The sequence below is a fragment of the Acinetobacter sp. YH12049 genome (assembly GCF_013419875.1).
In the GTDB taxonomy this organism is placed as follows: Bacteria; Pseudomonadota; Gammaproteobacteria; order Pseudomonadales; family Moraxellaceae; genus Acinetobacter; species Acinetobacter amyesii.
In genome coordinates, this window is sequence record NZ_VOZH01000022.1 from 40701 (window position 1) to 66929 (window position 26229).

23 protein-coding genes and 1 pseudogene are annotated in these 26229 nt (G+C 40.0%); 16 read left to right on the top strand and 8 right to left on the bottom strand.

Going from position 1 to position 26229, the window contains the following annotated elements:
• The first annotated feature begins 93 nt into the window (after positions 1 to 93).
• From FTU05_RS11085 to FTU05_RS11110, 6 genes are all read left to right on the top strand, one after another.
• Positions 94 to 549 carry an Lrp/AsnC family transcriptional regulator gene (locus FTU05_RS11085; protein ID WP_180020870.1) on the top strand — a complete coding sequence of 152 codons (456 nt, stop codon included), beginning with the start codon at positions 94 to 96 and terminating at the stop codon, positions 547 to 549.
• A 321-nt stretch (positions 550 to 870) separates the two neighbouring features.
• Positions 871 to 2037 carry an ATP phosphoribosyltransferase regulatory subunit gene (locus FTU05_RS11090; protein ID WP_078189072.1) on the top strand — a complete coding sequence of 389 codons (1167 nt, stop codon included), beginning with the start codon at positions 871 to 873 and terminating at the stop codon, positions 2035 to 2037.
• A 66-nt stretch (positions 2038 to 2103) separates the two neighbouring features.
• Positions 2104 to 3423, top strand: coding sequence for an adenylosuccinate synthase (locus FTU05_RS11095; protein ID WP_078189071.1), 1320 nt, complete (start codon positions 2104 to 2106; stop codon positions 3421 to 3423).
• A 192-nt stretch (positions 3424 to 3615) separates the two neighbouring features.
• Positions 3616 to 4419: a M48 family metallopeptidase gene (locus tag FTU05_RS11100; RefSeq protein WP_078194387.1), complete on the top strand. Its 804-nt coding sequence runs from the start codon at positions 3616 to 3618 to the stop codon at positions 4417 to 4419.
• Positions 4420 to 4516: 97 nt separating this feature from the next.
• A complete protein-coding gene (locus FTU05_RS11105; protein ID WP_078194385.1) occupies positions 4517 to 4825 on the top strand; it encodes a hypothetical protein in 309 nt (102 codons plus the stop codon).
• Between the two features lie 112 nt (positions 4826 to 4937).
• Complete coding sequence (locus tag FTU05_RS11110) at positions 4938 to 5717, top strand: M48 family metallopeptidase (RefSeq protein ID WP_111885895.1); 780 nt, start codon at positions 4938 to 4940, stop codon at positions 5715 to 5717.
• 156 nt (positions 5718 to 5873) lie between these two features.
• Here the strand turns inward: FTU05_RS11110 and FTU05_RS11115 are convergent, their stop codons facing one another.
• From FTU05_RS11115 to FTU05_RS11125, 3 genes are all read right to left on the bottom strand, one after another.
• Positions 5874 to 6356 carry a peptidylprolyl isomerase gene (locus FTU05_RS11115; RefSeq protein ID WP_078194383.1) on the bottom strand — a complete coding sequence of 161 codons (483 nt, stop codon included), beginning with the start codon at positions 6354 to 6356 and terminating at the stop codon, positions 5874 to 5876.
• A gap of 136 nt (positions 6357 to 6492) precedes the next feature.
• Positions 6493 to 7794 (bottom strand): NAD(P)/FAD-dependent oxidoreductase, encoded by a 1302-nt coding sequence (locus tag FTU05_RS11120; protein ID WP_180165333.1) that lies wholly within the window; start codon positions 7792 to 7794, stop codon positions 6493 to 6495.
• A gap of 104 nt (positions 7795 to 7898) precedes the next feature.
• Positions 7899 to 9212 (bottom strand): D-alanyl-D-alanine carboxypeptidase PBP6B, encoded by a 1314-nt coding sequence (locus FTU05_RS11125; protein ID WP_180165335.1) that lies wholly within the window; start codon positions 9210 to 9212, stop codon positions 7899 to 7901.
• A gap of 180 nt (positions 9213 to 9392) precedes the next feature.
• Between FTU05_RS11125 and FTU05_RS11130 the strand changes: the two genes are divergently transcribed.
• The 4 genes from FTU05_RS11130 (at position 9393) to codA (ending at position 15146) form a co-directional block, all read left to right on the top strand.
• On the top strand, positions 9393 to 11096 hold the full coding sequence (locus tag FTU05_RS11130; protein ID WP_078194379.1) for a M61 family metallopeptidase: 1704 nt from the start codon (positions 9393 to 9395) through the stop codon (positions 11094 to 11096).
• Positions 11097 to 11315: 219 nt separating this feature from the next.
• Positions 11316 to 12602 (top strand): cytosine permease, encoded by a 1287-nt coding sequence (codB, locus tag FTU05_RS11135; protein WP_257230114.1) that lies wholly within the window; start codon positions 11316 to 11318, stop codon positions 12600 to 12602.
• Positions 12603 to 12605: 3 nt separating this feature from the next.
• The gene (locus FTU05_RS11140; RefSeq protein ID WP_180165337.1) at positions 12606 to 13817 is read left to right on the top strand and encodes a PucR family transcriptional regulator; all 1212 of its coding nucleotides are present in this window, start codon (positions 12606 to 12608) and stop codon (positions 13815 to 13817) included.
• Positions 13818 to 13847: 30 nt separating this feature from the next.
• Complete coding sequence (codA, locus tag FTU05_RS11145; RefSeq protein ID WP_180042324.1) at positions 13848 to 15146, top strand: cytosine deaminase; 1299 nt, start codon at positions 13848 to 13850, stop codon at positions 15144 to 15146.
• 48 nt (positions 15147 to 15194) lie between these two features.
• Here the strand turns inward: codA and FTU05_RS17935 are convergent, their stop codons facing one another.
• The 3 genes from FTU05_RS17935 to FTU05_RS11160 form a co-directional block, all read right to left on the bottom strand.
• Positions 15195 to 15596 (bottom strand): hypothetical protein, encoded by a 402-nt coding sequence (locus FTU05_RS17935; protein WP_180184048.1) that lies wholly within the window; start codon positions 15594 to 15596, stop codon positions 15195 to 15197.
• A gap of 445 nt (positions 15597 to 16041) precedes the next feature.
• Positions 16042 to 17070: an ELM1/GtrOC1 family putative glycosyltransferase gene (locus FTU05_RS11155; RefSeq protein WP_180165339.1), complete on the bottom strand. Its 1029-nt coding sequence runs from the start codon at positions 17068 to 17070 to the stop codon at positions 16042 to 16044.
• A gap of 141 nt (positions 17071 to 17211) precedes the next feature.
• Positions 17212 to 18000, bottom strand: coding sequence for an rRNA large subunit pseudouridine synthase E (locus FTU05_RS11160; RefSeq protein WP_180042117.1), 789 nt, complete (start codon positions 17998 to 18000; stop codon positions 17212 to 17214).
• Positions 18001 to 18189: 189 nt separating this feature from the next.
• Here FTU05_RS11160 and icd point away from each other — a divergent pair, with 189 nt between their 5' ends.
• Positions 18190 to 19443, top strand: a complete 1254-nt coding sequence (icd, locus tag FTU05_RS11165; protein WP_180165341.1) for an NADP-dependent isocitrate dehydrogenase — start codon at positions 18190 to 18192, stop codon at positions 19441 to 19443.
• 405 nt (positions 19444 to 19848) lie between these two features.
• Positions 19849 to 19983: a hypothetical protein gene (locus FTU05_RS17940; protein WP_257230115.1), complete on the top strand. Its 135-nt coding sequence runs from the start codon at positions 19849 to 19851 to the stop codon at positions 19981 to 19983.
• Between the two features lie 317 nt (positions 19984 to 20300).
• Here the strand turns inward: FTU05_RS17940 and FTU05_RS11170 are convergent, their stop codons facing one another.
• Entirely contained in the window at positions 20301 to 21476 is a 1176-nt protein-coding gene (locus FTU05_RS11170; RefSeq protein ID WP_180165343.1) for a YbfB/YjiJ family MFS transporter, read from the bottom strand.
• A 233-nt stretch (positions 21477 to 21709) separates the two neighbouring features.
• Positions 21710 to 23140 carry a pyridoxal phosphate-dependent aminotransferase gene (locus tag FTU05_RS11175; RefSeq protein ID WP_180165345.1) on the bottom strand — a complete coding sequence of 477 codons (1431 nt, stop codon included), beginning with the start codon at positions 23138 to 23140 and terminating at the stop codon, positions 21710 to 21712.
• Positions 23141 to 23368: 228 nt separating this feature from the next.
• Here FTU05_RS11175 and msrB point away from each other — a divergent pair, with 228 nt between their 5' ends.
• The 4 genes and pseudogenes from msrB to FTU05_RS11195 form a co-directional block, all read left to right on the top strand.
• Positions 23369 to 23788 (top strand): peptide-methionine (R)-S-oxide reductase MsrB, encoded by a 420-nt coding sequence (gene msrB / locus FTU05_RS11180; RefSeq protein WP_078189058.1) that lies wholly within the window; start codon positions 23369 to 23371, stop codon positions 23786 to 23788.
• A complete protein-coding gene (locus FTU05_RS11185; RefSeq protein WP_078189057.1) occupies positions 23785 to 24273 on the top strand; it encodes a glutathione peroxidase in 489 nt (162 codons plus the stop codon). The genes msrB and FTU05_RS11185 overlap by 4 nt, the downstream gene beginning before the upstream one ends.
• 113 nt (positions 24274 to 24386) lie before the next feature.
• On the top strand, positions 24387 to 24896 hold the full coding sequence (locus FTU05_RS11190; RefSeq protein ID WP_180165347.1) for an energy transducer TonB: 510 nt from the start codon (positions 24387 to 24389) through the stop codon (positions 24894 to 24896).
• Between the two features lie 320 nt (positions 24897 to 25216).
• Positions 25217 to 26101: pseudogene (locus FTU05_RS11195) on the top strand (TonB-dependent receptor plug domain-containing protein); the annotation flags it as partial.
• Between the last annotated feature and the right edge of the window lie 128 nt (positions 26102 to 26229).

The following is a 26229-nucleotide window of genomic DNA, read 5'->3' on the forward strand; positions in this document are numbered from 1 at the left end:
GCAGCATTTGGCAGCTATTTTATGGAAGATTGCTTTTATTGTGCAATAAAATTGCTAAAATAAAGATTATTGTGAAATTTAGTGCCTTTATTGATGGATCAGATAGATAAACGCATTTTGCAAGCATTACAGCAAAATGGAAAACTACAAAATAATGAATTGGCCCAACTAGTTGGTTTATCACCTTCGCCGTGTTTGAGGCGGGTTAGGCAACTAGAAGATGAAGGCTATATTGAGAAATATGTGGCTTTACTGAATCAGTCAAAAATGAATTTAAGTTTAACGGTATTTGCGCGGATTTGGCTAAAAGGTCAAGATGCAAAAACCGTGAATGATTTTGTCGCAGCGATTCAAACGATGCCTGAGGTGGTTGAATGTCAACTCATGGCAGGGGATTGTGACTTTTTCTTACGTATCGTCGTGGCAGATTTAGAAGCCTATCGAAAGTTTCAGATTCATCATTTAACGCAGATTGCCAGTGTGCAAAATGTAAAAACAGAGATACCGTTACAGGCCGTTAAACAAACTACAGCGCTTCCATTGGATTGATGTTCGTGTCTTAAATTAAGTTATTGAGCCTGATCATATTTTATAACTTTGTTTAAAACTTCATCTATAGAAAGTAGGACGCTTATTATTTTTTATCAAATGGTTAAAAAATAACGTTCATAGGATTTTAAAATATAAGCATAAACATAGATTTAGTTGTAAGAGTTAAAGCTGTAGATGAAGTAATGAATGCTGAAGCATCTTTTATGAAAAAGTCGTGTGCAAGCGTAAAACTATCGTGCTAAACTAGGAGAAATCGGGTGTGCTCCCGATTTTTTTATGCGGATTTGTTCCGCGCTGACAAGAATTTAGGTTTACAACATGCCCATTTCAGAGACATGGTTATTACCTGATGGTGTAGCTGATGTACTGCCAGAACAGGCGCAAGTGATTGAATCTTTGCGTCGTGAAGCATTAGATTTCCTCGCATCTCGAGGTTATCAGTTGGTGTACACGCCATTCATTGAATACATCGAATCTCTATCTTCTCTTTCAGAATCGAATCAAGATTTAGACTTAGCCACTTTTAAAGTGATCGATCAACTTTCAGGTCGTTTGCTTGGTGTGCGTGCCGATATGACACCACAAGTGGCTCGTATTGATGCGCATGTACATCCTGTCGAAGGTGTAGCTCGTTATTGCTACGCTGGTACAGTACTACATACTAAACCACAGGGTTTTAATACCACACGTGCACCTTTACAGTTAGGTGCAGAATTATTTGGTTCAGACAGCATTGATGCTGACGTTGAACTGATTGATGTCATGATCAACTTGCTTGCTAAAGCAGGTCATGCAGATGGTATCCATCTTGATTTAGGGCATGTCGGTTTATTCCGCAGCATGGTAAAACAAGCTGGCTTGAGTAAAGCGGTTGAACGTCAGTTATCTGACTTGTATCAACGTAAAGCGCTACCTGAACTTGCTGAATTCACACAAAGCATTCCAAATGGTGCTGACTTCTATACATTAGGTCGTTTTGCAAGTGACTTAGATGCATTGCAAGCCAATTTAACGGCTGATGTATTGGCAAATGAAGCATTTAAACTGGCTTTTGATGCTGTGAAATCGACTCAAGCGGCAATCCAAGCCCGTTGGCCAGACTTACACATTGGTATAGATGTGGTTGAACTTCGTTCATACCATTATCACACTGGTTTAATGTATGCCGTATATGCACCAAACCGTGCTGCGCCTTTGGCTCAAGGCGGTCGCTATGACGGTATTGGTGAACACTTCGGTCGTGCGCGTCCAGCAACAGGTTTCTCTTGTGACTTATATGCATTAACTGCTGGTCAAGTTCAGAAAAGCCAAGTTTTGGTTGCACCAAAAGGCATCGAAGCAGATTTATTAAAGGCAATTGAGGCAGCACGTACTGAAGGGTTCAGTGTGGTTCAATTGTTAGGTAATGATGATTTAAGCTCAGCACCGTATGCAACGCACCAGTTGGTGAATGCAAATGGCGAGTGGACAATCAAACAAATTTAATCGCGGATGTGCCTGCGGGCACACACGTTTTTTCCAATTTTAACAGCATGATGCAATGAGGCTATTATGGGCAAGAATGTTGTGGTACTTGGTACCCAATGGGGCGACGAAGGTAAAGGTAAGATCGTCGACCTGCTCACAGATCAAGCGGCTGCGGTAGTTCGCTATCAAGGCGGACACAACGCAGGTCATACACTTGTGGTTGGTGGTAAGAAAACTGTATTACACCTCATTCCATCTGGTATTTTACGTGACAACGTATTGTGCTTAATTGGTAATGGTGTTGTTTTATCACCTGAAGCTTTAATCCATGAAATGGAAGTTTTAGAAAAAGAAGGCGTGCCTGTACGTGAACGTCTACGTATTTCTCCAAACTGTCCGTTGATCCTTCCACACCATATCGCACTTGACCAAGCACGTGAGAAAAAACGTGGCAATGCGAAAATTGGTACTACAGGTCGTGGTATCGGTCCTGCATACGAAGACAAAGTGGCTCGTCGTGCAATCCGTGTTGCTGACTTGGTTCGTGGTGGTGCTCATCTTAAAGCTCAACTTGAAGAGCTTCTTGAATACCATAACTTCCAATTGACTCAATTCTTCGGTGTTGAAGCAGTTAAAGTTGAAGATGTGATCGCTCTATGTGACGAATGGCGTAAAGTCATCGAACCTATGGTGATGGACGTGACTGGTGAACTTCATGCTTACCGTAAAGCAGGTAAGAAAATCATGTTTGAAGGCGCGCAAGGTTCACTTCTTGACGTTGACCACGGTACATATCCGTATGTTACATCTTCAAATACAACTGCTGGTGGCGTAAGCTCTGGTTCAGGTCTTGGTCCATTACACCTTGACTATGTATTGGGTATTACTAAAGCGTACACAACTCGTGTAGGTGCAGGTCCGTTCCCAACTGAACTTGTTTATGATGCTGCTAACGATGTTGGTGATGCGATCGGTAAACACTTGGGTACTGTAGGTTCTGAATTTGGTGCGTCTACTGGCCGTCAACGTCGTTGTGGTTGGTTCGATGCTGAAATTCTACGTCGTTCAGTAGAAGTAAACTCACTTTCTGGTATTTGCTTAACTAAACTAGACGTTCTAGATGGTTTAGAAGAAGTGAAAATCTGTGTAGGTTACGAAGCAGCTGATTCTGGTTGTGTAGGTTCTTCTGATGCGCTTGCATTTGAAACTTTAAAACCGATCTACGAAACTATGCCAGGTTGGTCTGAGTCTACTTTCGGTGCGAAATCACTAGATCAATTGCCACAAAATGCAATTAACTACGTGAAACGTTTAGAGCAATTGATTGAATGTCCAATCGACATCATTTCAACTGGTCCAGACCGAGATGAAACAATCGTATTACGTCATCCATTCGACGCATAATGTTGTTGAATTAAGATGTAAAAGCCTCGCGAAAGCGGGGCTTTTTTATATAACGAAGAATACAACTTCAAAAAAGTTGATTAAATTTAAATGATGGAAAAATAAAGATTTTGAAAAAATAAGCATAAAAATATTGAGTCAGTCAATTTTTTGTATATATTTGACACTCTTTATAAATAACTAGAGATCATGATGAATTATAAAAAATCTTTGGCATGCTTTGCCGTAGCAGCTTCTTTATCAGGTTGTACCACGATTGCTGATCTTGCAGGTGCTGATTCTGCATCTTTGAACTTACAGGCAACACAGTCTTATAACGCAATGCTGAAAGACGCTCAGACCAAACAAGTGCTCGATACCAAGTCTGCGACTTATCAAAAAGTAAACCGTGTTTTCTGGAAAATGAAACCATTTGCAGATCAGATGAATCAAACGGGTCAGGCTTTTGATTGGAAAGTTGCCGTGATCAAGTCTAAAGAAATCAATGCCTATGTTGCACCCGGCGGGAAAGTTGTTTTCTATACAGGAATCGTCGAAACCCTCAAACTCACGGATGATGAAGTCGCAGCAATCATGGGTCACGAAATGGTTCATGCTTTAGAAGAACATGCAAAAAATAAAATTGGCGCTTCAGCACTGACCAATCTTGCGGTGAGTATCGGTTCACAATATGTAGGCAATGCTGCAGGCGGCTATGGTGCAACCTTGCTTGATTTGGGTAGTCAGTTCGGTGTGGGCTTACCGTATTCACGTAATTTGGAAAGCCGCGCGGATAAAGGTGGCCTAGTGATGATGGCAAAAGCTGGATACAACCCAGAAGCAGCGATCTCGTTGTGGAAAAAAATGAATGCAAATGACAACAGTGGCAATGATGCACTGAGCAAATTTATGTCTACACACCCAAGCAATAATGACCGTATTGCTGCTATGCAAAAAATGATGCCAGAAGCACAGCAATATTATAAAAATGCGACACCTTCGAGTGTGCGTCGTTAATATCGGCTGTTTTCAAGACTAAAGTTGCATTTTAGTACGCTATACACATTGTGTTGAGTTGCTAAAATGCAATTTGAATTAGGAAGAGAAGTGCAGGATGCAAAAGAATATTTCGACCACCATTTTTTATTCTTTATTATTTGCGATGGGGGGAGCACCTACCATTGCCATGATGATTATTCGTGCCCAAACTCAAGATCCACAATTAATTTATCAAGCCCTGATTGGGTTGTCGGTGATTATTGCCTGTATTCTTGTACCCATAGTTTTGATACAAAATGCTGTCTTATTTTTTAAGCGAAAAAATGTGCAGTTAGAAGAAAAAATTAAGCCATTAATGCATGTGTATTTGGGCTTGAATGTGGTTTGTTTAATCTATTGGTTGGTTCTTCAATTTTCAGCTTAAAAAAATTACATAAATACTATTATAAGTCGCTATAACTTCGTTTTAAGCTCCAAACCATAAGAATATAATATCCATAAATTCACTTATATTTTAATGGTCTGGAGTATCCTTAATGAAAAAAATAATTCTAACGAGCCTGTGTATGGCCGGTGTAATGACGATTTCGGGCTGTGCGACAGTGGCAGATATGGCAGGAGCGGATACTGCTACATTGAACGCGCAAGCAACACAAAGTTATAACAAAATGGTGGCGGATGCGCGTTCTAAAAATCAGTTAGATACTTCATCAAGTACGTATAAACGAATTAATTCAGTATTTCTCAAACTTCGCCCATTTGCAGACCAAATGAACCAAACGGGTCAAGCGTTCCAATGGCAATTGGCAGTCATGAAATCAGACCAAGTCAATGCCTTTGTCGCTCCAGGCGGTAAAGTTGTATTTTATACAGGTATCGTCAATAAACTAAATTTAACTGATGCAGAAATTGCGGCGGTTATGGGACATGAAATGGTCCATGCTCTTGAAGAACATGCAAAAAGCAAATTGGGTGCTCAAGCCTTAACGGATCTTGCGCTGAATATTGGTTTAAGTGCCGCAGGCAATAATGTCGGTCAATTGGGCACTGCTGCTGCGCAGTTAGGTAGTCAAATCGGTATAGGGTTACCGTATTCACGTTCTTTGGAAAGCCGTGCTGACCAAGGTGGTTTAATGTTAATGGCACGTGCAGGTTATAACCCACAAGCGGCGATTACACTTTGGGAAAAAATGAACAAGCTTGAAGGTGCGGGAGGTTCATCATTCCTGTCTACGCATCCATCAAACTCACAACGTATTGAAGCGATGCGTAAAAATCTACCTGCAGCGCAGCAGATTTATAACCAACGTCGTTAATTCATAAGAATTAATTATCCGTTTTAAAAAAGCAGGCCGTGGCCTGCTTTTTTGTATTTAATAGTTTGAAAAGTTCTTATATGGCATACCTATATCAGGCGCAATAAAAAAGGCAAAGTAAAAACTTTGCCTTTTTGCACTAGAGATCAGAAGATCTTAGTGGTGGTGACCGCCTGCACCGTGTACGTGACCGTGTTCAAGTTCTTCAGCAGAAGCCTCACGGATTTCAACGATTTCAACTTCGAAAGTTAAATCTTGACCAGCAAGTGGAAAGTTTGCATCAACAACAACGTTGTCGCCTTCAACAGCTTTAACTGTCACGATTTGAACGCCATCATCAGTTTGAGCTTGGAATTGCATACCTGGTTGGATGTTGTCCACGCCTTGGAACATTTGAGCAGGAACTTCTTGAACGAGATCAGGGTTGTATTCGCCATAACCTTCGGCAGCAGGTACAGTTACAGTGAATTTTTCACCAACTGTTTTGCCTAAAAGAGCTTTTTCAAGACCTGGAATGATGTTACCAGCGCCGTGCAAATATGCTAGTGGCTCACCTTGAGATTGGTCGAGAGTTTCACCCTCTGCATTAGTCAATGTGTAGTGGAAAGAAACCACAGAGTTATTTGCAATAGCAGTCATGTTATTGATCCATTCAATTTTTTAAGGGTTACATCATAAAGTGAAATTGCACTTTTGTAGACTAAATTTATCAAAAAAATGCAATTTTTAAATGTTTATGATGATTTTTTCATTAATCGGGGCAAATCTGTAAATTTCAATGCAATTTAATTTTAGGCGCAATTTTTCGTGTAACAAAATCTTTAGCCGTTAATAGTCCTGCATGTGCGTAGCCGTAAATTGTGGCTTGATGCATTCGATAAAGTGAAACGTACATTGATTTGGCAACAAAGCCTTGAACATTGACCTGACCTAAAAGTTCACCAACCGCTTTATGCTTGCTTAATGAGACTAGGGAGCCTTTGTCTGAAAATACGAACATTGGGAGTTGTTGACCACGGATACGCGCCTTTAAACAATCCACGAGAAATGACGCTTGTTGGCTAGCAACTTGAGCGCGTGGGCCGAGGACAGGCTCATCTGCACGCGGTTGGCAATGTGCACAATCACCAAACGCGAAAATATCTGGGTGTGCCTTAGTTTGTAATGTTGCATATACACTTAAACGCCCCATGCGGTCTTTTTCAAAGCCTTCAAGTTTAGAAATTACTTCTGGTGTTTTAATGCCTGCCGCCCAAACTTTTAGTTCGGCTTTAATTTTGCTTCCATCATTAAAATAAACATGTTCAGCATCGACTTTTTCCACACGTTTAGAGGTTAAGACCTCAATTTTCATGCGTTGTAATTGCTGCTGTGCATGCTCGGCCATTTTTTCAGGGAGTGCAGGCAGAATCCGATCAGCACCTTCAATCAAATTGATCTGTACGCTTTGAGAATGAATTTTATTTAAACCATATTTATAAAAATTATTTTTTGCTTCAACCAATTCTGCTGAAAGTTCAACACCCGTTGCACCTGCGCCAATAATGGCAATTTTCAACTCACGTGCTGTATTACTATTTTGTGCATCCAAATACAACTGTAAGAGATCTTGTTGGAAGATTTCAGCTTGTTGCAGGCTGTCCAAATAGTGACAATGTTCATACACGCCCGGCGTGTTGAAATCGTTGGAAACTGAGCCTAAAGCAAGAACAAGGGTGTCATAACTCAGTTGCAGTTGTTCTTGAGTAGGTTCATATTTACCTTGTTGGACTTTGCTAAGCTGAATGGTTTTTTCAGTAGGATGAACATTCTCAAACTTAGCCAAGACAAACTCATAATGATGCTTCGCAGCATGTGCATAGTAGTTAATTTCTTCTTCACTAACCGACATCGTCCCTGCGGCAATTTCATGTAAAAGGGGTTTCCAGACATGCGTGAGTTTCATATCTACGAGGGTAATGCGTGCTTTCTTTTTTTTCCCGAGTAAATCACCGAGTTGAGTGACCAGTTCTAAACCACCGGCACCACCACCGACAATGACAATATGGTGTAACTTGGAGTCATCAGCGTTATTCATTGAATTACCTATTTTATTATTGTTGAAAAAAAAGAAGATGGCACGAGTATGCCATCTTCTTTTTTGCACGAATAACGAATTGTCTTACAAGTTACATAATCACATCATTGACCTAGAGGGTAGGTTTTAACTTCTGCTGAATCCGTATTAAAGATGCTAAAAAGACCTTTGATCCACATCATGAAACGCTCAAAAATATTGGCTTCTTCAATTTGCACGTCATCTTCAATATCAAAGGTATTAATCAATTGGTTATTTTGATAAACCGTAACGGTCGCTAATTTCATCACTTCAGCTAAAGGCGCAGTGAGTTCTTTTTCATTTACTTCAACACTCAGTTTAGTCTGTGTTTCATGAAGTGGTTCAATGGCTTGAATTTGACCATTGCCGGTATTTAAAAGAATACGTTGCTGTGTAGGGTCAAAAGCTTTTAAATCGATGGCATAAGCTTGATCATAAAGTGAAGTTGTAATCAGTTTAGGTTGTTGAGTTTCTACCTTAAATATTTTCAAGGTTGATTTAACCACAGGTAATTCTGCAATTAATTGCTTATCTTTGATTGCAACTTCATTACGTGTATAGGTATAAGCCAAGTTCATGAGGTTGTGTGCTACTTCTGCACGTTTTAATCCACTTTTTGCCCCTAATACCACAACAATCAAACGACGTTCTGGCGCGTCAGGATTCGCGATCAAACGGTTGGCTGTTAAAGCTAAATTATAACCTGCAGCTTTAGTAAAACCTGTTTTTAAGCCATCAACGGTGGGATCTTGTTTTAATAAGATATTGGTTGCACGGTGGAAGCGTTGGTTATAACTAAAACTTTGTTGTTTAGAATAATTTAAATAATCAGGTGTTTCGGTAACAAGTGCTTGCCCTAAACGTGCAAGGTCAGCCGCCGATGAATAATGTTCTGGCATGGTAATACCGGCTGGATTTTGAAAATTGGTATCATTCATGCCCAAAGCTTTAGCTTCTTTGTTCATGCGTTCAATAAATTTTGGAATATCACCAGAAATGCGTTCAGCTAAAGTCACAGCGGCATCATTGGCAGACATGACCACAAGACCTGCTAAAAGCTGATCAACTGAAATTTGTTCGCCTGCTTTGAGATACATTTGTGATTCATCCCATTGAACCACTTGTACAACTGGGGTTGCGGTTAGGATTTCATTTTTCTTTAAATGACCTGCTTTAATTTCCTTTAGAGCAATATAAGCCACCATCATTTTGGTAAGCGAAGCAGGGGCACGCTGAACATGGCTATTATGTTCTGCAATCACCTGACCCGACTGAGGGTCTAAAATGGTCCAAGCTTCAGCTTCAACAGTTTCAGGGACAATATTTAAAAGGGCAGCATTTGCTATCGTGGAGCATAGAAAACTAAGCAGCGCGATGAGGTAGATCACGTGTTTCAATGAGGTTCCTTAACCAACCATTCCGTTGGTGGTAAAACGAAAAAATTTTTAGGCATGCTATGCCTTTTTTTTTCTGCTGACTAGTCATAATTGTAGACAATTGCGACAGTTCCGCATTCAGTTGTAAAAAATGTTAATCTAATTGATAAGTTATCTTTTACTAATTTTATATCGCCCATTATGTTGCATTATCAAATCGAATTTGACGATTATCGTCAGCATCTAGTCCATGTCACTGCACGTTTCTTGGCAAATCCAACACAGGTGCTTTCTTTACCAACTTGGATTCCCGGAAGTTACTTAATCCGAGAATTTTCGAAGCATATCGAAGCTGTTCGAGCTTATGATGAAGATGGGCGTTTGTTACAAATAGAGAAATTTGAAAAAAATAAATGGCGCTTATTTAATACAGATCATGAGTTGATCACGGTTGAATATGATGTATATGCCTTCGATTTGTCAGTCCGTGGTGCTTATGTTGATCAAAGCCGTTTATACGTCAATCCAGCTTGCGCATGTTTAGGTTTAGTTGACCAAGAACATACAGCCATTGAGGTTGAAGTATTCTTGCCACCCGAGTTAAAGCATTTCCAACTTGCGACAGGATTAAAGTCAAAAAGTTTAGTGAAAGGTCGTTATACCTTATATGCAGATAACTATGCTCAGTTGATTGATGCACCGTTTGAATTGGCGGAACAAACCCGTTTCAGTTTTGAAGCCAACGGCATTCCACACGAATTTGTGGTTTCGGGCAAACATGCTATGAACGCGCAGCGTATGCAGCAAGACATCGAAAAAATTTGTTCGACAGAAATTTCCATGTTTGGTTCAGCACCATTTAAAGACTATACCTTTATGACCATGGCAACGGCGAATAGCTATGGTGGTTTGGAACATCCAAACAGTACGAGTTTAATTAGCCCGCGTGATGATTTACCAAAAGCCAATGAACCTGTAGAGCCTTCGGCAGATTATCAACGTTTCTTAGGTTTATGCAGCCATGAATATTTCCATTCATGGTTAGTAAAATTTATCCGTCCAGAAAACTTTGTGAATTATGATTTGAACAAAGAAGGCTACACTTCTTTGCTTTGGATTTTTGAAGGTTTTACATCGTATTATGATGATTTGATTTTACTGCGTAGCGGTGTGATTAATCAGGATTCTTATATCAAGCTTTTAAAAGCACAAATTGATCGCTATTTGCAAAATCCGGGTCGTGAAATTCAAACCGTTGCTGAATCAAGCTTTGATGCATGGGTGAAATTCTACCGTCAGGATGAAAACTCAAATAATGCAGGTACCAGTTACTATAATAAAGGCTGCCTCGTGGCGCTGTGTTTAGATCTTGGCTTACGCCTACGTGGTTCAAGTCTTGATGCCTTAATGCGTAAGCTATATGAAAACGCACAAAACGGCATTCAAGTGAATGAACGGACTATTTTCAATTTATGCAATGAATTGACGGGTGATGATTGGTTAGAACAAATCAATCATTTGATTAATACTACGGATGAATTGCCGTTAGACCAATTATTCCCTGAGTTTGGCTTGAGCTATACGCTTAAAAATGACAAATCATTGCCATTTGGTCTAAAACTTGCTGATAAGCCTGAAGGAATGTTGGTTCAGTCCGCTCGCCGTGATGGTGCAGCTGCAAAAGCTGGCTTGTCTGCGAACGATGTGATTATTGCAATTGATGGTCTAAAAGCGACGGTTAAATTGGCAGAAAAATATGCCAAGCAAGACGGAACTTATACCGTACTAGCATTCCGCCGTGATGAGCTGATGAGCTTTGAAGTGAAGGCGGCAGGTTCAGAATTAACTGAAGTTGAACTTAAAGTGGAAGATCAGGCTAAAGCTGAGAAGTGGTTGAAGGCCTAATTTAAGCTAAAAATTGAATGACTGGAAAAAGGATGCTGAGGCATCCTTTTTTTGCCCAGCATTGAGTGCATTGCTTGTGAATGATGCACAGTTTTGTTGCGCCAATTAAGGATATACATTAAAAAATATATGCATTTTGCACATAAAATGAATGAAAAATAATGCAATTTAGCCCTTATTAAACTCGGCACAGCTTTTGCAATTGAGGCGTATTCCTTAATGAATCATTTGCAGGGTGTGCTTATGAATGAACATGATGAAAGTCCGCTGACCGAAACACCAGATACGCAGCGTAAAGGGTTCTTGCCTATCGCTTTGGTACTGTTCAGTTTTACGTTTTTTACGGGAACGATGTTTGCTGGCGGCAAAATTGGTGTCGCTTTTGAGTTTATCGATATTCTTTGGATTACTGCGATTGGTAATTTACTGCTGGCGCTGTATGCCGCATCACTGGGTCTAATTTCTGCTCGCAGCGGACTAAATACCGTACTTATGGGGCGTTTCTGCTTTGGCAATTTAGGCAGTAAATTGTCCGACTTTTTATTGGGCTTTGCGGAGCTGGGCTGGTTTGCATGGGGCACAGCAACTTTAGCTATTTCCTTAGCCAAGATTATTCATTTGCCAGAAGCATGGAATATTCCACTGATGGTGATGTTTGGCTTGGGCTTTTCTATTACTGCGCTGATTGGCTTTAAAGGCTTGGAATATCTTTCTCGAGTATCTATTCCCTTAATGTTCCTTTTATTGTTGGGTTCAATTTACCTAGCAACCAAAGAAATTGGCGGCTGGGAAGGTTTAAACAGTGTTCAACCGATGGAAAGCCTGACTTATGCGACAGCAATTACCATGGTTTTTGGCACTTTTGCTAGTGGTGCAACACAAATCACCAATTGGACACGTATGGCGAAAAGTAGCCGAGTAGCTGTTTGGGCCTGCCTGATTAGTTTTGTTATTGGCAATGGCCTAATGGTGCTAGCTGGGGCATGGATGGCAATTGTTTATCAGCAATCAGATATTGTGGAAGTGCTTATTTTGCAGGGCTTATCCCTAGCAGCCATTATTATGCTGTGTCTGAACCTCTGGACGATTCAAGGGCCAACGATTTACAACGTCTCTGCAGCAGCATGCCATTTGGTACGCAGTGAACGTCGTAAAACCATGGTTATGATTTCTGCTGTGGTCGGCATCATTCTCGCGGTGATGGGTATGTATGAGCTGCTGATTCCATTTTTATTACTGCTGGGTGCAATTATTCCGCCTGTGGGTGGCGTAATTATGGCGGACTATTGGGTGCGCTATAAGGGAAAATATCCACGTTTGGCAGAAGCTCAATTGCCTAACTTTAATTGGATTGGACTGATTGCTTACAGCTTGGGTGCAGTTTGCGCGTATACATCGCCTTGGATTGCGCCACTTGTTGGTATAGCAGTGGCATTTATATGCTATTCCGTACTGAATGCGCTCTTTCCAGTTAAGCAGGCTGTATTACAGCAGGCGGCGGAGTAAGCCATGAGCATGAGTGTGCAAGATGTGCTTAATCTGCCAGCCCTGTATGAAATGAAACTGCGGGCAGGGCAAAGCAATGTGCATAAAACCGTACGCTGGTTTTATGTTGCGGAAAATGAAAGTATTGCAGACTGGATTGAAAGTGGTGAGCTGGTTTTTGTCACAGGCATTAATTATGTGCGAGATGAAAACAACTTGCTGGCTTTGCTGGAACAGGCTTCACAGCGTAATGTTTCAGGCTTAGTGGTCATGACTGGTGCAGAGTTTATTCATGTAATTCCGCCTAGCGTGATTCAGCGCGCTGAAGAATTGCAGCTGCCTTTAATTGAACAGCCGTACAGCCTGAAAATGATTGAAGTCACGCATATCATTGGCACACGCTTAGTTCAGCTTTCTCAAGTAAAAAAATCTGCGCAGGATGTACTGACACAGCTATTAATGGGGGATTATCCCTCTTTAGAAACCATACAGCTGAGAGCCAAATATTTGGATCTGCCTGTGCTGGGTCGGCATGCTATTGCAGTCTTTAAATTAGGCAATATGCAAGCTTTGTTTCAAGGCGGTGAACAATCTCTGGAATCTCAGCTGTATCAGCGGAAGCAGCAGTGTTATGAGCAACTGGACAGTTGGTGCAAGCAGCATCAGCAGGTTTTTCCCGTTATCCGGCAAGGCGATCAATTTACTGCAGTACTGTCTTTAGAACATGACAGCCTTGAAGATTGGATGAAAGCATTATCCAGCCTCATTGAACATTTGAACACTTTAGATGCTGAGCTAAAAGTTTTTGCAGGACTGTCCAATCAAGTCAATTCCGCCGTCGCTTTTCAGCGCGGTTTTTGGGAAGCCTCGCAGGCGCAGGATATTGCTTTAGATGTGCAGGCAGAAAATGGTATTTGTCTCTACAAAAATTTAGGCATTTTGAAATTGCTCAAAGCCATTCCAAATAAATCAGTCATTCAGCAATTTATGCAGGAAACCATAGGCATGTTGCTGCTCAGTGACAAAAAACATCCTTATCTGCTGCTGGAAACCTTGGATGCCGTACTGAAAGAAAATGGCAACTTGAATGCATCTGCACAGCGTCTAGGCATTCACCGCAACACTTTAAATCAGCGCATTCAAAAAATTGAAGCACTAACAGGTCAGGCCATTAGCCATGCCAATTTTAGGCTGAATGCATCTGTTGCTTTGCTGATTTGGCACATGACCCACTAATTTATATAGATTGAAATAGGAAATACAGAGATGAATACAGCAAGCGCGAAAGTGATTAATGCAAAATTACGCCATAAAGAGGGATTGTATACAGTTGCCTATAGCAATGGAAAATTTGACCGTATTGAATTGCAAGATGGTGTGCTTCAAAGCAATGACAATCCAAACGGAGAATTTTCACAAATTATTGATGCCAAACAGCAGCTGCTTATGGCGCCAATGATTGATCCGCATATTCATCTTGATGCCGTACTGACAGCGGGTGAGCCTGAATGGAATATGTCGGGTACGCTGTTTGAAGGCATTGAGCGCTGGGGGCAACGTAAAGAAACTATTACTTTTGAAGATACTAAACTTCGTGCGAAAAAAACCGTGGATATGCTGGTGGCGCACGGTATACAGCATGTGCGGACTCATGTGGATGTTACAGATCCTGCGCTTACTGCACTGCACGCGATGCTAGAAGTGAAAGACGAAATTAAATCTAAAGTAAATCTGCAGATTGTGGCTTTTCCGCAAGAAGGAATTGAATCTTATAAAAATGGCCGCGGCTTGATGGAAGAAGCAATCAAGCTGGGTGCAGATGTGGTTGGCGGTATTCCGCACTTTGAATATACCCGTGAAAAAGGGGTGAGCTCAGTACATTTTCTGATGGATTTAGCTGAAAAATATGATCGTTTAGTCGATGTACATTGTGATGAAATTGATGATCCTGCATCGCGTTTTTTAGAAGTACTTGCTGATGAAGCGCGTGTACGCGGCATGGGGGAGCGTGTCACAGCCAGCCACACTACGGCTATGGGATCTTATGATAATGCGTATTGCTATAAGTTATTCCGCTTGCTAAAACGCTCGAAGATTAATTTTATTTCCTGCCCAACTGAAAGTATTCATTTGCAGGGCCGTTTTGATACTTATCCTAAACGCCGTGGATTAACCCGAGTTGCAGAAATTGACCGTGCAGGTATGAATATTAGTTTTGCTCAGGATTCAATTCGTGACCCGTGGTATCCAGTAGGCAATGGCAATATTCTGCGCATTTTGGATGCGGGTCTGCACATTTGCCATATGCTGGGCTATGAAGATTTACAGCGCTGCTTAGATTTTGTATCGGACAATTCTGCGAAAACACTGTGCTTGGGTAATCAATACGGGATAGAAGTTGGCCGCCCTGCAAGTTTTATTATTTTGCCGGGGCAGAATGATTATGATGTTGTCGCCAATCAAGCCAAAGCGGTGTTAAGTGTGCGGAATGGTAAAGTGATTATGCGCCGTGAAGAAGAGCAGGTACGTCTAATAGGAAATGGAAACTTCGCGAAAACAGCATAATTTGCATAAGCTATAAAAACGATGTAAAACCCATGCTTGGTATGGGTTTTATTCTAAAGATATGTATTTTTGGCAAACATGTATTATTGAAGAATCTGCATGCCTAAATTCAGTATTGAAATCATGTCGGCAATCCCTAAACTCTAAAAAGTCTATAGCATTCCATGGATAAAAATATTCTAGATAGTTTATATAGTTTTGAAGTAGTTCCCAGCTCTTATGATCAATTTTTCCTTCAAAAAGAATTTGTAATTGTTGTGCTTTTGTTCGTAAAGGAACAGCTATCTGAACCAGTTCGGAATAAATAGATTTATATTCATCCTCAGTTGTATGAATGGAGAAGCCATAAGCTAATTTGTAAATTTCTGAAGTAAATTTACTATGTAGATCCCAAACATCGGAAATCAATTTTGAAATTAAAGATAAATTATGTTGTTGTTTCCAATTCAAAACGAGTATTGCTGCAGTAACAGCGGCAAAAGTTGTAGCACTTGATGCTAAAAGAGAACTTATAAAATTTAAGTGTTCATAGTTTTTACTAAGATTAAAAAGTTTGTTACCGAAAGAAAAGTATAAATAAATAATGAATGAAGATGAAAGCGAATATTAAAAAAATTAAAATATGTGTATCGAGAATTATTTTAAAGATGCCGAATTTAATTTTTGAAAACATATTTTATAAATTACAATAGGTTGTTTTTCTTAGAGTGGCGCAAAAGTAAGAATAGTTCAATAGTTATGCATAAGGTATTCATTTAATATATTAATTTTTTAACAGCAGAACAATTATTCAGATGACCAATTTAATTGTTTAGTCTAGTAGTGCACTATTACCTATACTATTAATTAAAGCCCACATGCGTGAGCTTTAATTTCTACCGAATAAAATCTTTAATTAATAGATAACAGCTTTTTTTGCATGACATTTATAAAAGCTTAGTTCTTGGGATTTTGCCCTCAAATCTTCTGCAAGTTGTTGAGTCACGATTTGTTCAATATGCTGAGCATTTAATTTTGGCTTGATATATGCAGCTTCAGTAATCTGCCCAATAGTTTTACGTTGTATTAATTCGAGATCTAAATAATTTTGAATAATTTCATCTTTTTCAGAATATTCACGACAAATTGAAATCACAATACGACCGGTTTGGATTGATTCGGATAACATCGTTGCACTATCTTCAGTAACAAAAATATATTCACTTCGCTTTAACACATCGCAAATAGAAGTTTTAGAATAAGTATTCACAAGCTCAATATTTTTATCTTTTAACATTTGAATCACATGTTCTGATAACGCAGGTGTTCTACGAGAACATACGACTGACGCCTGAATTTGATGGTGATCTGCGAATTGAACAAATTGCTGAATCATCTCTTCAAAGTCTTGATGGGTAAAAGGGTACTCTTTTGTCGGTCCACCAATTAACAGGCATGCTTCATGATTCGACGGAATATGCGCTAAGCGAGTAATTTTAGAAGGTACAGCACCTGTAGGAATAATGATTTGTCTACCAGAATGATCTTCTGGAATCGTCGTAATAGTCCAATCAATAAGTCGCCAATTAAATTTACGTGTACCGCCTGCATAAATAAGTGGGATATTGAAACGTTGAGATAAATAAGCGGCATAAATTAAATTAGGCATACCTGAACAGACGATAACGTCGGTATGCTCTAAATTTCTTGGCAAGAATTTAAAGTATAAGCGCCCGAGTGTGCGAAATAAATTCGGGAAATGAGACAGTTTCTTAAAAACGCTCACTGTACGCTTAGGTAAAGTAGGAATTGCAAACTGCTCAGATTGTAGATAAAAGCGCTTCTCAATCATTTCACTAACAGCGAGAGCAGGATTTAAATGTCCAATTCGGTTGTCATGAATAATTAATACTTTGCTTCTATTGTGTGTAGATGTGCTGCTCATTTTTGAAGTTCAAATAATCAACGTTTATATTGTTATAACTTATTATAGTGTCGAAATATGAAAATAATCTTAAATAATTGTTAGGTTTATAAAAAAATGTAAAGGCCTACGTAGATTGTAGGCCATTTTTGAAGCTTTTTATCAACGTCCGTTACGACCGCGGCCACGAGGGGCTTTAGTATTCGGACGAGTTGTACCATTGGTACGGCGTTTTGGTTTTTCGCTCTCATCCATTTGCCAGATACGTTTTGTACCAGACTTTTTCACTGAGCCATCTTTATTCTTACGAACCATTGGCTTACCACCTGTACCGCCTGGTTTTTTCACATAAGAGCGCGAACGGTAAGGTTCTTCTGCAGGTACGTTTTGAAAGTCAGGGTACAGTAAAGGCTCAATTTCTTTGGTTTCACCTGGTTCTAAAGCCAATTGAACTAAATCGATTGCACCAATACGTGTACGAATTAAACGTAAAGTCGGGAAACCCACTGCTGAAGTCATACGACGAACTTGGCGGTTACGGCCTTCACAAATTTGGATTTCAACCCAAGAGGTTGGAATGTTTGCACGGAAACGTACAGGAGGATCACGTTCCCATAACCATTCAGGTTGTTGAACTTTGATGGCCTTGGCTGGCAAAGTCATACCGTCTTTCAGCTCAACGCCTTTACGCAATTGTTCAAGCGCATCTTCTGTGATGTCACCATCGACTTGCACTAAGTAGGTTTTGAACTTTTTATTTTCAGGGTTGGTAATGTACTGATTTAAACCACCATGATCAGTTAAAAATACCAAACCTTCAGAGTCCATATCTAAACGACCTGCAATACGTAGACTAGGATCGTCCACGAAGTCAGATATGGTCATATGCGCTTCGTCTTTACGGAATTGGGAGAGCACGTCATATGGCTTGTTTAAGATGACGATTTTCATAGGAAATAACTTCTATTAAATACAATAATTCAAATTGGTTAAGATTTATTCAATAGGGAAATGCAGCTATTTCCCATCTAAATCTCAAAAAAGGTAGATTTGCTTTAGAGTATTATGCGTGAAGCGCAATTAAAAGTCTTATCAAACAGCAATTATTTTTTCACTCGCTTCTCAGGGAGGATCATAAAAATGGGTTATCAGAAGATCGTCGTTCCAGTGGATGGGATAAAAATTACAGTAAATTCAGACTTATCATTCAATGTTCCCAATAATCCAATTATTCCGTTTATTAAAGGCGATGGTATAGGTGTTGATATCACGCCCGTGATGAAAACCGTGGTGAATGCCGCAGTACAAAAAGCTTATGGTGGAAAACGTGCCATAGAATGGATGGAAGTCTATTGTGGTGAAAAAGCCAATAAAATTTATGGCACCTATATGCCCGAAGAAACCTTTGAGGCTTTACGCGAATTTGTGGTTTCAATTAAAGGGCCGTTAACGACGCCTGTCGGTGGTGGCATTCGTTCGCTAAATGTTGCACTACGTCAAGAATTAGATCTCTACGTCTGTGTGCGCCCAGTACGTTGGTTTAAGGGCGTTCCTTCACCTGTTCAGCATCCTGAACGTACAGACATGGTGATCTTCCGAGAGAACTCAGAAGATATATACGCTGGGATCGAATGGAAAGCAGATTCACCTGAAGCCAAGAAAATGATCAAATTTCTTAAAGAGGAAATGGGCGTCACCAAGATTCGCTTTGAGGAAAATTGCGGTATCGGTATTAAGCCTGTATCTAAAGAAGGTTCTCAGCGTTTGGTGCGTAAAGCCATTCAATTTGCCATTGATAATGATAAGCCGAATGTCACTTTGGTGCACAAAGGTAATATAATGAAATATACCGAAGGGGCGTTTAAAGAGTGGGGTTATGAAGTCGCACTTGAGCGCTTTGGTGGTGAATTGCTAGATGGTGGTCCTTGGGTCAAAATAAAAAATCCGAAAACTGGCAAAGAGATCGTGATTAAAGATGTGATCGCGGACGCTTTTTTACAGCAGATTCTCATGCGTCCGACCGATTATTCAGTTATTGCTACCCTGAATTTAAACGGTGACTATATTTCGGATGCCTTGGCGGCTGAAGTTGGCGGCATTGGTATTGCACCGGGTGCCAATATTGGTGGCGCGGTACAAGTATATGAAGCGACACATGGCACTGCGCCTAAATATGCGGGTCAAGACAAAGTAAACCCGGGGTCTATTATTTTGTCTGCAGAAATGATGCTGCGAAATATGGGCTGGACAGAAGCGGCAGATCTAATTATTAAAGGTATTGCGGGTGCGATTGAAGCCAAAACGGTGACCTATGATTTTGAACGACTCATGCAAGGTGCAAAACTATTACGTTGTTCGGAGTTTGGACAAGCCATCATTGAGCATATGGACTAACTTTATTTGCCAATCTAGGTGTAAAAAATGCTAGGTGAAAAAAGGACTGAATGATTCAATTCTTTTTTAGGACTAAACATTAAAAACACAGAATCATAGCTTCTCAATACCATTCAAAAAACAGCACTCAAAAGGTGACTTCACGCAATCAATCAGATGGTCTGGCATGCTTGTCATGTTACTAAAAGTTTAAAACCGCACTATTCGAGTGAACTTAAGTAATGCAGAAAATAGAGGGGGATTGATTTCAAATTAATTATTCTCCAGAAATTTTACAATGACGTAATTCGAAACATTTATCGGGTTGGTTCCATGAAAATTAGCGGTACATTGGTTGTTGTCCTTGAGTAGATGTACATCTAGTAACAGTACATTGTGACACTTATGATGATAAGGAGAAATGAAATGTCTCGTAAACAGCATCAACAAAACCAACAATCTGATCAACAACAGCAGCAAAATGATCAGCAACAGCAACAAGACCAAAAGAAACAGAAACAACAGCCACATCAACGAAATCAGCGTCAACAACATCATTAATAGGCTAAAGACTTTGTGAGTCAAAGTTCATTTGGTCAAACGATTTTCTAATTGATCGAAATTTAAGTTTTATACGTAGACGAGAAGGAGATGAATTTGTCTAAGAAAACCAAATCACTTAAAAAGGAAATTAAAGCGAGGTTGAACAAAATTTCAAAGCATAATTCTGCTCTGAAAAAATTAAAGAAAAAGCTAAAAAAAGCTTAGCCCATTCACGATTTATCAAAATGAAAAGACCTATTTATATAGGTCTTTTCTTTGTATGCATGACTTTTGTATGTGTGATTGATGATGCAGTTGAATGTCTTGTGATCTACCTAGACGGGATTTTTGCTCAATTTTGCTGTGCGAGTGAACCAAAAGAGTTGCATTGTTCCAATGCCGAGTACGCATGCGGCCAAAATAAATTGTTGTGAATAATCAATACCAATTCGCTGTAAAAAACTAAAGCTTAAACCACCGATCAATTGAATTGATGCAAAGCACAGGGTTGCAATACTCCAGAGCTTTTTATAGGCGCTACCATAGATTTGCAAAATGGTATAAGAGGTGAGAAAAACCACTGCCGGATTGAGCAAGCCTGTCGCAAAAGAAGACAAAAAAGTAAAAAGTGGATGGATATTAATAATCGCTATAAAAATCGCCAAGACATAGTTGCTATATAAAATTTTAAGAGCGCTAATATTTCCCATTTTTTGCGCTAAGCAGTAAGCGGCAAAGGCCCCTAAAGCACTTCCTAGACCGTATAAAATCCAATTGAAATTGATCCCGATCGGGCTCCGGTGTAGGGTGTGAGTCAAATAGTCAATCCAAAATAATGAATGGGGCACGTAAGCAAATGCACTGGTGCTATACACGATTAAGAGACAATAGAAAATTCCGTCGACTTTGTGTTCTACTGCTGGAACCGCGGTGAGTGTTGTGAGCTGTGTTTTAAAACTCTTCAAAAGCACGCTGAGTAACATACAAATCAGGGCTGAAAAAGAAAACAAAATCAACCAAGCCCACATTGTCGAAATTTGTTGGATGTAGGGCAAAAAAAGCGTTGCCATTAACACCCCCAAGCCAATACCGCTAAAACCAATAAAGTTGATTTTAAAGCGGTCTTGAAGCTGTGAACATTGGGCCACGACACTTGGGGAGAGGATCATTAGTAAGCCGCCACTGATCCCTGAAATTACGCGCCAAGTGCTGTACCAAATTTCTGAAAAACCTGAAAATGCGCAACTGAGTAAACTGAGTGTTCCTGCAATAGCTGCAAGTTGGATATAGCTCACCATACTTTTATTTTGGGGTAATTTCATGGCCCAAAATGCACCGATTAAGTAGCCGAGCAAATTGGCACTGCCTAAGATGCTGGCAAAACTTGGGCTCCAACCAAATGCTTCACGGGTTGAAGGGAGGAGTGCGGTATAGGAAAAACGTAAGATCCCGATGCCTAGGCACATGCTTAGACAGAGAAATAAGCTCAGTTTAATTTTGTTTGAGAACATCCTGTACTCATGTATTTTTATGATTGGTTAAAAAATAACATAAATAGGCTGTAGAAAAATCAACAGATCTTAAAGTTTTGACTAAGGTCTAAGCTAAAAATTAATTGTTAAAAACTTAACGATTCAAAAAGATAGCTGTGGTGTGAGTACAGTAAGATATCAAATTTAAAGATACGGTAATAAAAAAAACCGTACATGGCGTACGGTTTTCTTATTTTTAAATCAATTATGAATTAACGCATTTTCGCCAAGAAACGACCTAAACGAGTCAGTGCTTCACGTAGTTCATTTTCAGCAGGCAAGAACACCACACGGAAGTGATCTGGTGTCGGCCAGTTAAAGCCCGTACCTTGAACCAAAAGTACTTTTTCAGCACGGAGGAAATCCAACATGAATTTCTCATCGTCTTGAATTGGGTAAATTTCAGGGTCCAGTTTAGGGAAGCAGTACATAGCACCCTCTGGTTTCACACAAGACACACCCGGAATATCATTCAACATTTCCCAAGCAATGTTGTGTTGTTCATATAAACGTCCGCCTGGACGGATTAAATCATTAATCGATTGATAACCGCCTAAAGCTGTTTGAATCGCATATTGCGCTTGGTGGTTGGCACATAGACGCATTGAAGCCAACATATCTAAACCCTCAATGTAGTCTAGCGCACGTGATTTATCGCCTGTAATTGCCATCCAGCCTGAACGGTAACCTGCAATTCGATACGCTTTAGATAAGCCATTGAATGAAATACATAGCTGATCGCCTGCTAAAGATGCAACAGAGACATGCTCAATGCCGTCATAAACGATCTTGTCGTAAATCTCATCAGCAAATAAAATTAAGTCGTATTTCTTCGCAAGAGCCACAATTTGCTCGAGCACATGACGTGGGTAAACCGCACCTGTTGGGTTGTTCGGGTTAATCACCACGATACCGCGAGTATTCGGTGTGATTTTACTTTCCATATCAGCAATATCTGGATACCAGAAATTCTCTTCATCACATTTATAGTGAATAGCTGTACCGCCAGAAAGGTTAACTGCCGCTGTCCAAAGCGGATAATCCGGCATTGGCACCAGCATTTCGTCGCCATCATCGAGCAAACCTTGCATCGCCATCACGATCAGTTCAGATACGCCATTGCCGACATACACGTCATTGACGTGCATATTTAAGATACCTTTTTGTTGATAATACTGACAAATCGCTTTACGCGCAGGGAAGATGCCTTTTGAGTCGGTATAACCAATTGCGTTTGGCAGGTTTAATGCCACGTCGTTAATAATTTCTTGAGGCGCTTCAAAACCAAAAGGTGCGGGGTTACCAATATTTAATTTAATAATTTTATGGCCTGCCTCCTCCATCTCATTGGCCGCTCGCAACACTGGTCCGCGAATGTCGTAGCAAACATGCTCGAGCTTAGACGATTTCTTAATTTCGCGTGGGGTGTTAAACGTATTCGGCATTTTTATATTCTCGGAAAGAGTGGAGGTCACTTTTGCATAACGGTATAAATAGCTTTTAAATGTCTCGGTCGTTACTAAATCGAGATGATGTTCGTCTCTGAGTAAAGCAACTATTTTTTCATGCGTAAACCCTGCCTGTTGATATTGTTTGATCACGGGCAGCAGATTTTTAAAAATTACGCTCTTTTTCTGCGACATTTTTTAATCCTGAGCAAGAGTAGCGCTAAGATTATCACTAAAGTTGCTCACAAAAAAGCATTTAATTTGGCATTTTGCTTACCATTGATTTAGATTTGCTTACCTTTTGCTTTTTTGGTCATTATATAGATTTTGTAAATTGTTGAATAAAGACTAGAAATTTAAGAATGAATGACGTAAATATAGGATTATCCTATTTTAAATACCACGATATAAAGGGACGTCATCATGGGAAAACTCAATAAAACAGAAAGAGAATGGCAAAGAGAATTGTCACCAGAAGAGTTTCGCATAACGCGTCAGAAAGGCACGGAGCAAGCTTTCACTGGAAAATATTGGAATACTAAACAAGCTGGTACTTATGTATGCCGTTGTTGCGGGGAACCGCTTTTTTCTTCTGAAACAAAATACGATAGCGGTTGTGGTTGGCCGAGCTTTTATAAGCCGATTGAACCTGCTGCGGTGGAAGAAAATGTAGATACGACACACGGTATGGTCAGGACAGAAATTGTTTGTCATCATTGTGACGCACATTTAGGGCATGTTTTTGCTGATGGCCCACAGCCGACTGGATTACGTTATTGTATTAATTCGGCATCCTTAGAATTAGAAACAAAAGAAAAAAATGATGAGGAAACTTATCCATGACAACTATTCACCAGTTTGAAGCAGAATTACTGGACGGAAGTAATAAATCCTTTGCAGATTATGAAGGTAAGGTTTTATTAATTGTAAATACCGCCAGCAAATGTGGGTTCACTCCTCAATTTGCAGGTTTGGAGAAAATTTACGAACAATATAAAGATCAAGGTTTGGAGGTTTTAGGCTTTCCATGCAACCAATTTGGTGGACAAGATCCGGGCTCGAATGATCAAATTGGCGCGTTTTGTCAAAAAAACTATGGCGTATCTTTCCCGATGTTTGCCAAAGTAAATGTAAAAGGCCCTGAAGCGCATGTGATTTTCCGTTATTTAACCAATAACTCGAAAGGCGTATTGGGAAATGGCATTAAGTGGAATTTTACGAAGTTTTTAATAGGGAAAAATGGTCAGGTCTTGAACCGCTATGCACCCACGACAAAGCCTGAAACCTTGAATGAAGATATTGAAAAAGCTTTGGCTCAGTCTAAATGATGTGAATCATTGGTGGAACTGAGGTTGATATAAAGGCGCGAAAGCGTCTTTATTTTTTTGGATGTTTTATACTGACGGCTCTTTATTTGAAGGTCATAACATTGTTTAAGCAGATGGTTAAACGTCGAATTTGTGTTTTAACGGTTTTTTTACCTATATGTGTGGGTACAGCTTGGGCAGATAGCAATTTGAACGCTTCTGAATCTGCAGAAACTTCTGTTGATGTCAGCAATCTAGACCGCACGACAGATGCTCAGGTCAATGCATTATTGCAATTATTAAAAACACCTGTAGAAGAATACCAACCTACGCGTGTTGCCGATGTAATTGATCCACATGTCAAACCGAAAATGTATGAAGTCTCTTGGGTAAATGCACCGCAATATGTGCTGTCTACGTCTGAGATGAAAGCGTATAAGCATCCTGTCAAACTACAGCTCACTGTGATTGCTACAACAGGCTATATTGGTAGCTCAAAACTCATTGCAAGTTCAGGCTCTAAAAGCTTTGATCAAAAAGTACAAAAATCCCTATTGGTTGCGCGACTTGAACCCATTCCGATGGTCGATAAAAATCTCAGTTATACCGTTGAACATGAATTTGCTATTCATCCACCTCAATAAGCCTGTAGTAGAAGGCATATGTTAATCATTGTCTTAAGCTCCGAGAATGATTTGTCATTGTTTGGGTTTTCATCTGATAGATGAAGCTTGAAAATTGGTTTCATGAGTGGAAATTAAATTACTTAATCCTTGTGTATTTGATGAATGAAATCGCTCTTCGGCAATCAGGTGGGTGTAATTCATTAAGTTGAGCTTAATAAAAAATTACAATTAAAAAATAAAAAGTAATAAATAAAAAGCATCGTAAAAGATGAAATGAAAGAATAAATGCTAATCATTATATTTATTATGTGTGCGTATTTTCTAGGATTACTCTCCCAATGTTAAAAATGAAGCAGCTCTGTGTGATGATGGCGTGTGCTACACAAGGGTTCACATATGTTTATGCGAATGAAGTCGCTGAAATGGAACATCCCGCTGCCAATATCGATAGTACTGAAGTTCAAACGCTAGAAGCCATTAATGTGGTCGTGAGTGCGGATGCTTCTGCAAATGGCTTGATGAAGCCTTATGCAGGGGGGCAAGTCGCGACAGGTGGTAAAGTGGGCATTTTCGGTAATCAGAAAAATTTAGAAACACCATTTAATATCACCAGTTATACCCAGCAATATATTCAAGACCGCCAAGCGAAAAGCGTTGGGGATGTGCTACAAGCAGATGCTGGTGTGCGTACCGCCAAAGGTTATGGGAACTTTCAAGAAGCCTATTTTATTCGTGGTTTTGCACTGGCATCAGATGATACGGCATATAACGGCTTGTATGGCATATTGCCGCGCCAATATATTCCAACAGAACTGTTTGAGCGGGTAGAAGTCTTCAAAGGTGCTTCGGCATTTTTAAATGGTGCAATCCCGGGAGGAACAGGAATTGGTGGTTCAATTAACTTGCTTCCGAAACGAGCCAGTAATGATCCCTTAACACGTGTGACGGTGGGGACAAACTTCAATGGTGCCTATGTGGCATCGGATGTATCACGTCGCTTTGGGACAGATGATCAATTTGGGGTGCGGGTCAATACCGCTTACCATGATGGCGGAACCGAGATTGATCAAGAAAAGAAAACACTTGGATTGGCTTTGATTGCTGCGGACTACAAAGGAGAGCGTCTCCGCCTATCTGGTGATTTGGGATATAACAATAACCGCCTTTCAGAAAATCGACCAAGTTTACGTTTAACCAATGCGGTTACACAGCTTCCGAGTGCTGCTTGTATCTTGATTGATATAGTGATTAGCTACCACTATACGCAAATTGTAGAGTTTGGAGTGCTGCTAAAATCTTAAATTTGAACCTGAGATAAAACCTACAATTTGCCCTTATCCCTCATACAACT

Coding starts and splice junctions, on each gene's coding strand:
- FTU05_RS11175 (WP_180165345.1), bottom strand. CDS start 23,140: ATGTCGCAGAAAAAGAGCGTAATTTTTAAAAATCTGCTGCCCGTGATC.
- codA (WP_180042324.1), top strand. CDS start 13,848: ATGAATACAGCAAGCGCGAAAGTGATTAATGCAAAATTACGCCATAAA.
- FTU05_RS11105 (WP_078194385.1), top strand. CDS start 4,517: ATGCAAAAGAATATTTCGACCACCATTTTTTATTCTTTATTATTTGCG.
- FTU05_RS11185 (WP_078189057.1), top strand. CDS start 23,785: ATGACAACTATTCACCAGTTTGAAGCAGAATTACTGGACGGAAGTAAT.
- FTU05_RS11170 (WP_180165343.1), bottom strand. CDS start 21,476: ATGTTCTCAAACAAAATTAAACTGAGCTTATTTCTCTGTCTAAGCATG.
- FTU05_RS11130 (WP_078194379.1), top strand. CDS start 9,393: ATGTTGCATTATCAAATCGAATTTGACGATTATCGTCAGCATCTAGTC.
- FTU05_RS17940 (WP_257230115.1), top strand. CDS start 19,849: ATGTCTCGTAAACAGCATCAACAAAACCAACAATCTGATCAACAACAG.
- icd (WP_180165341.1), top strand. CDS start 18,190: ATGGGTTATCAGAAGATCGTCGTTCCAGTGGATGGGATAAAAATTACA.
- FTU05_RS11085 (WP_180020870.1), top strand. CDS start 94: ATGGATCAGATAGATAAACGCATTTTGCAAGCATTACAGCAAAATGGA.
- msrB (WP_078189058.1), top strand. CDS start 23,369: ATGGGAAAACTCAATAAAACAGAAAGAGAATGGCAAAGAGAATTGTCA.
- FTU05_RS11140 (WP_180165337.1), top strand. CDS start 12,606: ATGAGCATGAGTGTGCAAGATGTGCTTAATCTGCCAGCCCTGTATGAA.
- FTU05_RS11190 (WP_180165347.1), top strand. CDS start 24,387: ATGGTTAAACGTCGAATTTGTGTTTTAACGGTTTTTTTACCTATATGT.
- codB (WP_257230114.1), top strand. CDS start 11,316: ATGAATCATTTGCAGGGTGTGCTTATGAATGAACATGATGAAAGTCCG.
- FTU05_RS11100 (WP_078194387.1), top strand. CDS start 3,616: ATGAATTATAAAAAATCTTTGGCATGCTTTGCCGTAGCAGCTTCTTTA.
- FTU05_RS11120 (WP_180165333.1), bottom strand. CDS start 7,794: ATGAATAACGCTGATGACTCCAAGTTACACCATATTGTCATTGTCGGT.
- FTU05_RS11160 (WP_180042117.1), bottom strand. CDS start 18,000: ATGAAAATCGTCATCTTAAACAAGCCATATGACGTGCTCTCCCAATTC.
- FTU05_RS11110 (WP_111885895.1), top strand. CDS start 4,938: ATGAAAAAAATAATTCTAACGAGCCTGTGTATGGCCGGTGTAATGACG.
- FTU05_RS11155 (WP_180165339.1), bottom strand. CDS start 17,070: ATGAGCAGCACATCTACACACAATAGAAGCAAAGTATTAATTATTCAT.
- FTU05_RS11095 (WP_078189071.1), top strand. CDS start 2,104: ATGGGCAAGAATGTTGTGGTACTTGGTACCCAATGGGGCGACGAAGGT.
- FTU05_RS11115 (WP_078194383.1), bottom strand. CDS start 6,356: ATGACTGCTATTGCAAATAACTCTGTGGTTTCTTTCCACTACACATTG.
- FTU05_RS11090 (WP_078189072.1), top strand. CDS start 871: ATGCCCATTTCAGAGACATGGTTATTACCTGATGGTGTAGCTGATGTA.